At 50.2% G+C, this 13,179-nt stretch carries 9 protein-coding genes and 1 tRNA gene; 5 read left to right on the top strand and 5 right to left on the bottom strand.

Translation table 11 applies throughout. The features are described 5' to 3' along the window. Positions 1-28 precede the first annotated feature (28 nt). From BMZ51_RS09965 to BMZ51_RS09980, 4 genes are all read right to left on the bottom strand, one after another. Entirely contained in the window at positions 29-1,768 is a 1,740-nt protein-coding gene (locus BMZ51_RS09965) for an ABC transporter permease (protein WP_208979407.1), read from the bottom strand. A 32-nt stretch (positions 1,769-1,800) separates the two neighbouring features. Then, positions 1,801-2,850 (bottom strand): Fe(3+) ABC transporter substrate-binding protein, encoded by a 1,050-nt coding sequence (locus BMZ51_RS09970; protein WP_068010072.1) that lies wholly within the window; start codon positions 2,848-2,850, stop codon positions 1,801-1,803. Positions 2,851-3,150: 300 nt separating this feature from the next. Then, positions 3,151-4,119 carry a threonine dehydratase gene (locus BMZ51_RS09975; protein ID WP_068010070.1) on the bottom strand — a complete coding sequence of 323 codons (969 nt, stop codon included), beginning with the start codon at positions 4,117-4,119 and terminating at the stop codon, positions 3,151-3,153. A 39-nt stretch (positions 4,120-4,158) separates the two neighbouring features. After that, positions 4,159-7,389, bottom strand: coding sequence for a PAS domain-containing sensor histidine kinase (locus BMZ51_RS09980; RefSeq protein ID WP_068010068.1), 3,231 nt, complete (start codon positions 7,387-7,389; stop codon positions 4,159-4,161). A gap of 564 nt (positions 7,390-7,953) precedes the next feature. Here BMZ51_RS09980 and BMZ51_RS09985 point away from each other — a divergent pair. From BMZ51_RS09985 to BMZ51_RS09995, 3 genes are all read left to right on the top strand, one after another. Beyond that, positions 7,954-8,340 (top strand): phasin family protein, encoded by a 387-nt coding sequence (locus BMZ51_RS09985; protein ID WP_068010066.1) that lies wholly within the window; start codon positions 7,954-7,956, stop codon positions 8,338-8,340. A gap of 304 nt (positions 8,341-8,644) precedes the next feature. After that, positions 8,645-9,148 (top strand): phasin, encoded by a 504-nt coding sequence (locus BMZ51_RS09990; protein WP_068010065.1) that lies wholly within the window; start codon positions 8,645-8,647, stop codon positions 9,146-9,148. Between the two features lie 231 nt (positions 9,149-9,379). Then, a tRNA-His gene (locus BMZ51_RS09995) sits at positions 9,380-9,456 on the top strand. Positions 9,457-9,502: 46 nt separating this feature from the next. On the opposite strand, the gene BMZ51_RS10000 is transcribed toward BMZ51_RS09995, so the two are convergent. Continuing rightward, a complete protein-coding gene (locus tag BMZ51_RS10000) occupies positions 9,503-11,323 on the bottom strand; it encodes a carboxylesterase family protein (RefSeq protein ID WP_068010064.1) in 1,821 nt (606 codons plus the stop codon). Between the two features lie 336 nt (positions 11,324-11,659). Here BMZ51_RS10000 and BMZ51_RS10005 point away from each other — a divergent pair, with 336 nt between their 5' ends. Both BMZ51_RS10005 and BMZ51_RS10010 read left to right on the top strand, forming a co-directional pair. Continuing rightward, on the top strand, positions 11,660-12,322 hold the full coding sequence (locus BMZ51_RS10005; RefSeq protein ID WP_068010063.1) for a YiaD family glycine zipper/OmpA-like lipoprotein: 663 nt from the start codon (positions 11,660-11,662) through the stop codon (positions 12,320-12,322). A gap of 91 nt (positions 12,323-12,413) precedes the next feature. Continuing rightward, positions 12,414-13,172 (top strand): class I SAM-dependent methyltransferase, encoded by a 759-nt coding sequence (locus BMZ51_RS10010; RefSeq protein WP_068010061.1) that lies wholly within the window; start codon positions 12,414-12,416, stop codon positions 13,170-13,172. The last annotated feature ends 7 nt before the right edge of the window (positions 13,173-13,179 follow it).

Raw genomic sequence — 13,179 nt, forward strand, 5'->3', positions numbered from 1 at the left:
GCTTTTCCAATTACGCATTATGGGATGTTTATTCCGCTGGCACCATTCGAGTGGTTTTAGGAATGCGTTTGTTTCCGCGCTTTTCGCGGAAAGTATCAGCGCTTGTTTTAGCCAGCATGATCACCGGAATAATACCCACCAGCACAATGCAGAGAGCAGGCAGTGCCGCATCTTCAAATGCTTCTCGGGAGGCAGCGTTGTAAACTGTGGTTGCAAGCGTCTCAAAGTTGAACGGGCGCAGCAACAGCGTCGCTGGCAGTTCCTTCATGCACTCGACGAACGATAACAGGGTGGCAGATAAGATCACCGGTTTCATCAACGGCATATGCACGCGCCCGAGTGTCCCCCATGCGGAGTGCCCCAAACTGCGGGAGGCCATATCGTAATGAGGGGTTATCTTGCCGAACCCTCCATCAATTTGACCGTATGACATGGCGAGGAAACGGACGACGTAGGCGTAGATAAGAGCTGTGCCAGAGCCGATCAGCAATAAACCGGTCCCAAAGCCAAACAGCGCCTTAGCGCTTTCAGAGATGAGGTTATCCAGCGCAGCAACCGGAAACAGAATGCCAACAGCCAGGATGGTTCCTGGCACTGCATAACCTATTGAAGCAACGCGGCCCAAAAATGTGGTGACGTTGCTTGGGAACAACCGGCGGCGATAAGCAAGTGTAAGGCTGATGGCAATGGACACCGCCGCAGCAACACCAGCAAGCCAGAGTGTGTTACCGGCAGCAGCCCACAAAGCTGGCTCAAACAGGTCTTCAACCCGGCGACTTGCGCGACTGAGCAGCAGCAGTGCCGGAAGTACAAAGCCCAGGACGATCGGGAGCGCGCAAACCACAACAGCTGCCCACCCACGCATGCCTTTCAGCTCATAGCTTGGCAAGGCGCGATAGGTTCCGGTGGACTGGTGGAAGCGTTGTTTCCGGCGGCCATAATATTCGATGAACATCAAAACCAGCACGAACACGAGCATGATCGTCGCGATTTGAGCAGCGCCGGTGAGGTTGGAGCGGTTCAGCCAAGTGTCATAAACGGAGAACGTGAGCGTCTGAACCCCGAAGAAGGAGACAGCGCCGATATCGTTCAGGCACTCCATTAACGCAAGTGTGACACCAACAACGATTGCTGGGCGGGCTAAGGGCAGCGCGACTTTCCAAAATAAACGGAAAGGGCCAGCGCCTAACGTGCGAGAAACATCCAGCGCGCAAGCAGACTGAATAAGGAAGGATGCACGCGCACTCAGGTAAACGTAAGGGTACAGCACAAACCCCATAACAAACATTGCCCCGCCAAGAGAACGGATCTCAGGGAACCAGTAATCTCGGGAGGTTTTAAAGCCAAAAACATCGCGGATTAGGCTCTGAAACGGTCCGGTGTAGTCCAGCAGCTCAACATAGGAAAAGGCAATGATATAAGTTGGTACAGCAAACGGCAGCAGCAATGCCAAATCAAACCAGCGCCGTCCAGGAAACCGGCACATGGTAACCAGCCATGCTGTACTCACTCCAACAACAAAAACGATTAACCCGACGCCGACCATCAGTTGAAAAGTGGTCGCAATAGCACGTGGAAGAATTGTTGAGATCAGGTGTGGCCAAAGGTTTCCAGAGGACCCGATCGCCATAATCACAATTGCAAACACTGGCATGATCACAAGGCCAGTCAGGAAATAGGTTCCAAACGCAAGAAGCCGCTCCCCTCGCGAAGAGGGGCTAGCGGTTCCGTATCGTGGCGACCCACTATGTCCGTGTCTGGATGTCATGGAATGGCTTTAACTCAATTTATCTTTCAAATTCAGCTGGATGGACCATTATCGAAGCCGATTAGATCAACCATCTCACTTGCCTTAGTGCGGTTAGCGGCGATGTCGCTTAAAGAGATGCTGTCGGCTTTGAATGAACCCCAAGATGCAACCAGATCAGAAGTTTGGACGCCAGGTTTTACTGGGTATTCAAAGTTCTTCGCTGCGTAGATGGCTTGTGCCTCGTCAGATGCAAGGAACTCCATCAAAGTGAGCGCATTGTCTTTGTTGGGCGCATTCTTTGCCAGAACCATACCTGTGATGTTCACATGAGTGCCGCGATCTTCGGTGTTTGGGAAGAGAATCCGTACTGATGCAGCCCAATCCTTTTGTTCTGGATCTTTGGTGTTCGTCTGCATTTTACCCATGTAGTAGGTGTTGCCCAAGGAGATATCGCACTCGCCTGCGAAAATGGACTTCACCTGCGCACGGTCATTTCCGGTTGGTTTACGTGCAAGGTTATCACGGACAGCTTCCAGCCATTTTTGTGCTTCTGCTTCGCCTTTGTTGGCGATCATGGAAGCAAACAAACCGATGGAATAATCGTGTTGACCAGAGCGGGTGCAAATTCGGCCGCGCCATTTTGGGTCTGCCAGCTCTTCATAGGTAATGCTGTCTTGTGTAACGCGGTCTTTGGACGCGTAGATCACACGGGCACGAGTGGTCAGGCCAAACCAGTGATTGTCTGCATCACGCAGGTTCACAGGGATGTTGTTGTTGATCACATCGCTAATGACTGGTTGAGTAATGCCAAGGTCTTTTGCGCCCTGCAAACGACCAATGTCTACTGACAAGAGTACGTCTGCTGGAGAGTTTTTGCCTTCAGCCTGAATACGCTCAGCAAGGCCTTTCTTTGCAAACACTACATTTGCTTTGACACCGGTTTTTTCGGTGAAAGCTTCCATAAGCGGCTGGATAAGTTCTGGCTGGCGGTAAGAATAGACATTCACTTCGCCTTCTGCCTGTGCCGAGGCAACCATTGCGCTGGTTCCAAGTGCACAACCAGCAGCAGCCAACCCGATTCCCTTGAGCAACGACTTCATCGGAAAACCTCCTGAGTGATCTTGTACGCGTCTGCAAACAAATAACATTTCCCGTTATATCGGAAAGTTGACTTTTTTTGTCAACTAATAAACTTCGTAAAAACAATGAGATAGAACCATTCTAAACTGGCAGATTCAGCTTTTATGGGGCTATCCGTTTGCAATTGCGAATGATTTTCAATTGCGCTTAAGATAAGCAGGAAATTTAACTTAACTAAAAAACTCAGCCTTGTTGAAAACATTGCGGGCTTTGTCGGGCTATACGGGTTGGAAACGAGGAAGTGGTGTCGCGCGTTTTGATTACATGGTCGGCGTTTCTCCCTGCAGCACACGTGTCATCCAGGCCTGGTTTATGTTTTGGCCGCACAAAATAAAGGATGCTTTCTTTCCCTTTAAACGGGAGCGTTCGCTGCGAAGCCCGGCTAGGCCAGCCGCTGCAGCGCCCTCGCAGGTGTTGTGTGTGGTCCGGTAAAGCAGGCGAATAGCCTCGGCGATCTCATCATCGCTCACCCGAATGACGCGTTCAGCACCAGAACGGATCAAAGCGAAAGCGTCTCTGTCAGGTCCGCGCACACAAATTCCCTCTGCAAAAGTATTCGCAGAAGGGGTGAGCACATATTCTCCAGCTTCAATTGAACGCGCACATCCATCAGCGCCTTGTGCCACGACGCCAATAATCTTTGTCTTTAACCCAAACAGGTCACGAACTGAGATTAACCCGCAAATACCGGTGCCCAGACCAACAGGCACGTAGACCGCATCGAGGTCTTTTATTGCCCGAAAAATCTCAAGTGCATAGGTGGCTGCACCGACGACGAGGTCATAGTCGAAGCCGGGGGATAATACCTGATTAGAATCCTCTGCCAATTGGCAAGCAAAGGCGTGGGCTTCTTCAAAGTCCGCACCATGCTCTATCATGAACGCACCATAGCTTTGGATTGCTGCAGCGGTTTCTTTGAAGGTCCCTTGAGGGACAATGATTGCGGAGCGAAGTTGCAATATACTTGCAGCCCACGCAATCCCAATCCCGAAATTTCCGCGGCTTGCAGTCACAAAGCTTGTTGAACTTATATGGCGTGCTGACTGCCGCAGAAGGTACAGGAGGGCGCAGCGTGCTTTAAACGAGCCTGTCGGTGCATGGTTCTCGTGCTTAACGAAGACCTCGCACCCCAATGCATCATTGAGCAGGGGCCAGCTGTAGAGAGCTGTTGGCGCAATAAAGGGCCGCAACTCTTGCGAGGCTTCTTCCAAAGCAGCTAGTGTGAGCATTCCGATCTCCCGCGATGGTCAGGCCACCACAGGAGCGCATTATTCGGCGAGAACCCGCTGAGGTGGGAAGGTGACTTCAGCCAGCGTACCTTCATCCTCTTCAGAATTTATTGAAAACGAAGCGCGGTTCGCCTCCACAAGAGCTTTGGTTAATGGAAGACCAAGGCCAGACCCCTCAGTGGAAGCCGATGCGTTAAGGCGACGGAACGGTTGAAGTGCCGCCTCAAGGTCACTCTTGGACATTCCATGACCAGTATCTCTAATTCTCAAATGAACTTCACCATTCGGATCAAGAACAACAGAGACAATCACCTGACCACCGGAGCGATTGAATTTAATCGCATTGGAAAGCAGGTTCAGTGTGATTTGGCGAAGAGTTTTCGGGTCAGCAACAATCTTTGGAACAGACAGAGGGGTACTTGCGCGTATAATGATCCGCTGCTCGTTCGCCTGCGGCTGCAAAAGAGCTACACATTCATTAATTATGTCAGCAGCGGAGACAGCCTCAAATGTCAGCTCTACCTTACCAGCTTCAATCTTGGCTAGATCAAGCAGGTCATTGACCAGCATCAGCATATGAGAGCAGGAGCGATGAATATCGCGCACATACTCTTTGTAGCGCATATTCCCCAATTCGCCGAAACGCTCTTCCTGCATCACCTCAGAAAAACCGATGACTGCGTTAAGTGGTGTGCGAATTTCATGGCTGATCTTTGCCAAATACTCTGACTTGTGTGCATTGGCGTCTTCAGCCTTAGAACGCGCACTGACAAGCTCTTCTTCTGCTCGTTTAAACTGAGTAATATCGCGCAGAACGGCGCAGAACAGTTTTTCGTCAGAACGGTTCACGCGTCCCATGCTCAAGAAGGTCGGGAGGATATCGCCGTCCAGTGTTTTGCAAATGACTTCTCGGCCATCGTTAAGAACACTCGACACGCCGTTGGCAGTCAGCCCATCCAGATAATCCAACGCAGAAGCATGGCTCTCTTCTGCCAGGAAATCGGTAAACGGAGCACCGAGCAGATCGTCTTCGCCAGCGTTAAAGAGGGCCACGGCTGACCGGTTAGCGCTTCGGATGATGCCTCTCCGGTCCACCACCAGCACGCCGTCTGTTGCTGTTGCCAGCATGGACTCCAGCTCATCAACACGGGTGCGCAACTGCTTCATCTGGGCATCAGATACCACAGGTACGTCGCTTTGTAGTGTTTTCACAGGTGCTTTGGAAGCATCTGTATCCGGCTGACGATCGCCATTGTCGACCACGGAAATCATCAAGGCTTGCGTTCCGCTCCAAGGGACAGCATGCATACGGGCATCGACAGAAAGTACGCCGCCTTCAGCAAGTCGCACATGCACCACCCGGTCCACAGTCTGTGGGCTTGGTGTAGGGCATTCTTCTGGCTCTGCAAAAATCGCCTCAAGGCCGCCTGCTTCATTTAATGCTTCAAAGCGATCATACCCAAGCAGCTCAAGCAGAGTGTCGTTTGCATAAACAACATCGCGGTCCCGAACAACGGCTACACCAATCGGAAGGCGATCCAGTAAGCGAGGGTCTATTGGCTCGACAATTGGCTTATCTGGAATACGCCCTGTTTTCTCGCGTGCGCGTTCAGCAGCCTCTTCAATATCTGGTGGAACCCGCGGCAGGACCACGTGAGTAACGTTGCCTTCTTTTGGTTCAAGGACATCGTTCTCATCGCGAGTGACAGGGTCTGCAGGCAGAGAAATAATATTACCCGCAGCTGGCGCAGTATCTGGAATATCAACTTGGTCTGTCTCCGCAATATCCACTTGGGCTACTGCAAGGGCGGCAGTGTCCTCAGGTGTAGAAGAGACAGGTTCTTGTGCCTGAGTTTCTGTGCGGACAGAAACCGGTTCCTTCGTTTTTTCCGCGCCCAATGCACGCGCGATCTTGTCAAACGCGTCGCGCTCGGGCTTGGATAGTCCGGTGCTTTCTCGAGATACAGGGTGCTTATCAACCAACCGGACGATGCTGCTCGTCAGTTCTGCAAGACTGCGTGGACCGGACTTATTTTTCTTTTTGGGCGCGTTCGGTAAGTTTGCAATCGCGCGCTCAAAATCGTCTTTACTGGTTGGCTCTGGATTCGTCGGTACCGGGCTAACCGGTTTGGGTGCCGTACGCGCAAAGGGTTCCGGCTCTGCCAAATCGGTTTCAAAGGCATACAGGTCTTCCTCGGCAAAGGCTTCAGAAGGAGCGTTTACACCAACCGCTTCACCTTGGTCCGAGCGAGTATCTAAGGCTACGGTATCCTGTTCAACTGTTTCAACCCCCCTGAAAACTTCAAGAGGATCTGTCACATCATGAAGGACATCCGCATCAGTCAGTTGGAGAAAACCTTCACTCTCTTCGAGTTGTTCCTCTTGCAGAAGCTCGGGCTCAGATTCTTCAATCACGGAGTCAGATGTTACCGGTAAAGACAGAGTCTCAACAGCCAGTTCGGCTTCAGCCTCAATGTCTTCCGCTGGTTCTTCTCCAACACCGGCAAGTGTTTCTTCAGCAAGGTCAGCATCGTCCTTGCGCTCCTGATCCGTCGTTTCGGAAACACCATTTTCTTCATCAACCTCACCGTCTTCCTCATTGAAGTCGATGATCAGCTCGGGGAGCTCAGGCTCGCTCTGTAAAAAGCCAGGAGCGGTGATGCCGTCTTCTAAAGGAGAGTCGAGAACTTCTCCAACGTGTGCCTCTTCAGTCTCATTAAGGGCTTCAATGGGCTCTAGCCCATCTTGCACAATACGGTCGCTGTGATTGTGCTCTCGCGTCAGTTCGGAGGGAGGTTGATCCTCAGCAACAACTTCAACAGGTGCGCTCTCCAGTTCAGCGCCCTCAGCCTGTAACGCTGCCCTTAATTTGGCCAGGGCTGCAAGCGGGTCGACTGGTTCATCGGATTGTTTTGCATCAACACTGCGAATAACCCCAAAACCGTGCAAGCCGTCATAGTCGCCTGTCTCGGTTTCTGCTGGTTGAACAGAAAGGTCCAGCGGCACCACTTTGTCTGTGTTGCAGGCCGGCCAAAGCACTGTAGCGCCAGTCACAGCACGTTGCTTTTTGATCGCTTTAGAAAGAGCAGGGATCTTTCCCATTTTCAGCTTTTTACGAACAGCATCAAACGGAAGGCCGATCAAGGCAACATCTTGCGGGCCCAGGAGCTCTGCAAACTCCTTGGAGAAACTGCGAAAGCAGCCGTCACGATCCAGCTCCCATGTGAAGCGGATTGGCCGTTGTCGGCGTTTAAAGACAAAGTCAGCCACGATCTCGGTCCTTACTCTGAAAGTTTCCCAAGAAGGGGATGGTTGAGAAACACAATCTACTCTCTTTCACAGACACTAGGGCACAATACCGCCGGTGCTATCAAATGATATATAGTTTGAAACGGGCATGTAAGCGACTTCAGCTGTCTTGCTGTAAGCTTACTAAAGAAACCTGCCTCAATTTATAAGGGGTACATTTTGTCAATTATAGCCCCGTGCTGCCTTATCCGTAAGCTTTGAAAAACCAGAGCTTGCCTTTCATGGCAACCCACACACTTGGCTTTTCAAAGGCTAAATCCTGATAAAGGCTTAGACTTTACCAAATGAGGGTTCAAGTTTGCATCTGTCAATTACAATAGGTGCAAGCCACTCAATTATTCACCCCCCGATCCTTATATACTTAAGCTACCGTAAATCGAGGTGCTCGTCTAAGCTCCTATTCCCTTTCCCTATGGTTAAGTATAGCATTGTCACGTCAGAGTAAAAGAGTTGCAAATAGGGGAGGGAACAGTCCCTTTCCGCTATGAAAATGGAAGATTAATCACGAAAGGTGGAGGCTTGAGCATGGTAGATACAAAAGTTCCTTTTGAAGTATCAGAGCAGATGCGAGAATTTGCTGATCGCAGTATCGATCAGGCACGCAAGGCCTTTGATAACTTTATGGATGCGACCGAAAGTACGGTTGCAAGTATGGAGGAGGCATCTAGCACAATGCAGGAGGATTCCTCCGATTTGCACCGCCATGCACTTGCCTTCGCAGAGCAAAATGTAAGCTCCGCATTTGAGCTCGCACAGAGCATGTTTAAAGCTCGCGACATGGAAGATATCGTAAAACTTCAGCAGGAATATTTGCAAAAGCAGATGGAGATGACTGGAGCCCAAATGCGCGAAATGAGCGAAAAGGCTGCTCGCACCGTCAAAGACGCAGCCAAAAAAGCAAGTGATTCCTGAAATCTTAGGGTTCTACACCCATGTATTGACCTATGATAATTGAATGATGGAATGAGGCGAAACCTCGCCTTTTTCCTAGGCAAGCATGAGGCTCACGCTTGCCAATCTCATATTCCAAGCGCCGATTTAAAAAAGTTTTCTTCTTCGTTTCAGCAGCTTATCAAAGTTCTATATGTTGCACTGCAAAAACATGTTGCAACGCACAAAAACCCCTCCTATATTAGATGTAAGTTGACCTTAGGTGAGAACATGCTCTCGCTCAGGATCCTTTATGTTCCTCCCATGACGACAAGGAGCAATACCGATGACTACTGCGAAAAACGATACTGCGAAGACTCAGAATAAGGCTGGAGAAAAAACTTCGAAGGCCTCCAAAACTTTAGAAAACGAGGTGTTTGCTATGAATAAGATGGAAGTACCTGCATTTATTCAGGAAATGACCGAAAAGGGTGTAGACCAAGCTCGTGAGGGTTACGCCAAAGTGAAATCCGCTTCTGAAGAGACAACAGCAATGCTCGGCTCAACCATTGAAGTCACTCGTGACGGTTTGATGGAAATGAACCTCAAAGCTGTAGATGCTGCAAAAGATAATTCTGAAGCAGCGTTCTCGCACATCCGCGATATGTTTGGTGTGACAAGCTTTTCCGAAGCCATCGAACTTCAGTCGGCTTATAATCGTAAACAATACGATGCAGTGAGCGCGCAAGTGAAAGACATGCAGGAATCTGCAACAAAATTTGCAACCAGCATCTCTCAGCCTGCAAAAGAAACATTCGACAAGTCTATGAAAGACATGAAGCTGGCATAATTACAGCTAAATTTTTTCAAGACCGCACATATCCTCCCGATTGTGTTGCATTGTAATTTGCAGCTCATGCGGGAGGTTTTTGTGTTTAAGCCACTGAAAAACTGAGTGAAAACACCTATACACGCGCTTTAGGTGCCGATTTTTCATCAGTGCTGTGGACTTTTTCCATTTTGATGTTTCAAGGGACTTGCCAACCTGAAAAATTGAACCTATGTTCCGCGCCACTGGCAAGCAGACGTAGCTCAGTTGGTTAGAGCGTCGGATTGTGGCTCCGAAGGTCGGTGGTTCGAACCCACTCGTCTGTACCATCTGCCTGCCAGTTCTTTTCCCTAGGAATCAAGATGATATGCTGGTTCATTCCAATTGCAGCTGCTTTGGAATGAGGATGGCATTCGCATTTTTTTCTATGATTTCACCCAACCAGAATGTGCAGTCCGATCGCTCGAAGAGGCCGTCATAAGTCTCCTTGTTGGCCGCACCTTTCAGTAGGTTGAAGTTGGCTGGGTTGCCGGTTTCTGGCCAGTTCCAAAGTTTCCAATCTTTTGATGGCCCTTCTCCAGGTGTTTTGGCAAACTGGGCCCAAAGTGCATTCATCTTGACCGCTAGATCTTTGTCATCTTGTGTCGCTTCTGGTGGCAGGGCGTTGAACACAAACGGCAACTCAGAGCCATGACATGAGTTATCCCATTCATTATGTGGCCCGCAGGTGTTGTTGATTCCCGGTTCAGTCGGTGGTTTTTGCATATTTGCGACAGACGTCTGCACAAAATAATAGAACCATGTAGATGTGTTCGGTTTTTGCGCTTCAATATTTGCCGACGTGTTTGGGCAAACAAAAGCGAAATTTCCAATCAGGTTAGAAAGGGCGGTCGCTGGTGTCTTAGGACGAAGGCCATGTGCGGCAGGAGTTTGCACGTTATAGCTAGGCCGGTCGATGATCAGCTTCGCGTTTTCAAAGTCACGACCTAAAATAGCGTTGAATGTCACCGCGTTGAGCTTGCCAGCCGCATCAATACGGTTTGCAAGGCCCACACCCTCATTTTTATTGACCCCGAGCATTAAAGGCATGTCCGAGCCTTTTTGCAGCTGCACGTGTGGCTGTGCCTTTAAAAAGTTCCCATCAATGATCGGTGAAAATAAAATGCTACCGGGAAGAGCGCTTCGGAAAAGGGCTTTCTTTGCCACTGTTTTGCGAAGCAGTCCCTGTGCGACGAGAATTTGCCGCGTCGTTGCTTGTTCAAGGTCGTCAAGCTGCGCGGTCACCTCGCATTCAGCAGCCTCAAGATTGCTGATAGCAGCCCTTAAACACTTAAGATAATAATGGAAGAGATCGCGGCCTTCCTCTTTATTGCGGTATTGGTAAGCTGCGGCGGCACTTTGCATAATTCCGGCGCGGAATAGTCCCTTAGAACTGTCAGCGCTAAACATATGCAGCCCAACCATCATAGCGCCAGAGCTTTGACCAAATACCGTGACTTGGGTCGGGTCGCCTCCAAATGAGCTGATATGCTTTTGTACCCATTGCAGAGCAACCTGTTGATCTTGAAGACCGTAATTGCCACCGTTGGCAGGTTCCTGCCCTGTAGGGCCGCTCGTAGCCAAGCTACCTAAAACTCCAAGCCGGTAATTCACGGTGACCAAAACAATATTCTGGTCAGATGCAAACGCTTTCCCGGCGTAAAGGTCGATGAGTTTGCCATCCTTGGTATGATAGGTTTTGTTGGCGCCGCCAGATGTGAAGCCGCCACCATGGAAAAACACCATGACGGGCAGTTTACTGAGGTTCTTGATGGCTTCGGCTGGCGCCCAAATGTTCAGGTATAAGCAGTTCTCTTCGCCGCGAATTGGGTCTTTGGGCTTCGCGATTGGCTGAGGACAGCGCGCCCCGTATTGCAACGCTTCATATCCGTTGGGCATATATTCATCGAATAAGTTAGCAGACTGCCAGCGGTCCGCTTGCCCGTATTGGACGCCTTTAAAAACGCTTAGGAGCTGGCTTCCGTCTTTGTCGGCTTGGCCGCACAGAATCTTTTTATTGCTTAGAGTGATGCACGGTTGCTCTGGAGGGGCCGGTTTGTCCGGTGCAAACAGCAATTGCCCATCTGTGTTTAAGCCTTGTGCATATACATAGGTCGTGCAGAAAATACCGAAAGCAAGTGCCAATACCGTTTTCATGGAGCCCCGCCTTATTGTTTGTTTCGCGCTTCCTTTAGTGTTCGCCTTTTTGGAAAAAAACGGGTTAAGCAGCATGCTTTAAAAAGAATTGTCGAAAATGTGGCAAATTTGGGGGTGTCAAAATGCTTTGTTTAATTCTGAGAGGAATTGTGTGACAGCAGTCACAAACCTAAAGAAGTGGCTGGTTTTAGCGATAAATACAGTGGAATGCAGGGACACACTGGCCCTATGCACTTGTATTCAACGCTCAGTGGTTTTTGATGGGGCCAATGTTTTAGGCAAGGCCAGATTCGCTGCTTTTCATCTGGCCTTCAAAATACCATGTGAGAATTATCAATGAAAAAACTAATGTACGCTGCCACTGCAATCGTTCTTGGCGTTTCTGTTGCAGCCTGTACCACGACCAATCCATATACAGGTGAGTCTCGCATATCGAACACGGCAGGCGGAGCAGGTCTGGGTGCGGCAACGGGCGCGATCATTGGTGCTGTCGCTGGTGGCAAAAGTGCACGCGTAGAAGGCGCTCTGGTTGGAGCTGCAGCTGGCGGTCTGATTGGCGGCGGAATCGGCAACTACATGGATCGGCAGGAAACAAAGCTTCGCTCGCAACTCCAGTCCAGTGGTGTTTCAGTCACACGTAACGGTAATCAGATCGTACTGAATATGCCAAATGACGTGACATTCGGCGTTGGCGAAGCGGTTCTTTCCTCGCGCGCGATGCAGGTCCTCAACAGCGTTGCATTGGTGGCCAAAGAGTTCCCGCAGACCCGCTTAAACATTTATGGTCACACCGACAACACTGGCTCCGCACAGTTTAATATGCAGCTGTCTCAGCGCCGTGCAGACTCCGTCAGCAGCTACTTGTTTAATCAGGGTGTGAATGGGTACCGCATCTCCGCAGCTGGCTATGGTTTGACCAACCCGGTTGCATCCAATGCTTCAGAGGCGGGCCGCGCGCAGAACCGCCGCGTGGAGATCGTTCTTTCTCCTTTGAACTAAGCACATAGCACGTGAGAGTTATTGAACGCGGCCCCTTGTTAGGGCCGCGTTTTTTGTTAGTCTCATGTACATCCTCAAAAGGAGTTGGCGCATGAAACCTAAGGACGTAGCTGCATCGCATTTCCAAACGGCTGGTGGGGCTTATGCAAAATATCGTCCAACCTATCCTGCAGAGCTCGCAACGTTCCTTGCCTTACAGTGTCGCCAACACAACACGGCTTTGGATCTAGGCTGCGGGACTGGTCAGTTCTCTAAACTGATCGCCAACCACTTCAAACAGGTTCTGGCAACAGATGTAAGTGCCTCACAAATTGATAATGCCGTGCCTGCATCCAATATTCGGTTTGCTGTTGAGCCAGCTGAACAGTGTTCGGCAGATGACGGGAGCGTTGATCTAATTGTTGCAGCTCAGGCTGCACACTGGTTTGACCTGGCGCGCTTCTATGAGGAAGTCGAAAGGATTGCTGCTCCAGGTGCTGTGCTGGCTCTTGTCAGTTATGGTGTGCTTGCGATCGATGAGGCCAAGTGCAACGAGCGCTTTGGCAAGTTCTATTATGACGAGATCGGTCCTTACTGGCCACCTGAACGTAAGCACGTTGATAATGGTTATGCCAGTTTTGAGTTCCCGTTTCAGGCTATAAAATATCCTTCATTGTCTATCGAACGGAATTGGACGCTGGAACAGTTTCTTGGTTATGTGGGCACTTGGTCATCGATAAGGGCAGCCACAAAAGCAGGCGAGGGCGCTATATTAGGCGAATTCTCTAAGGAGCTTGCCAGCTTGTGGGGCGACCCGAACCAGCAAACTAAGATTACCTGGCCCATAGCCAAGCGTTTGGGACGGGTTTAAGTGGCTC

Source organism: Pseudovibrio axinellae (genome assembly GCF_900110875.1).
Classification (GTDB): Bacteria; Pseudomonadota; Alphaproteobacteria; order Rhizobiales; family Stappiaceae; genus Pseudovibrio; species Pseudovibrio axinellae.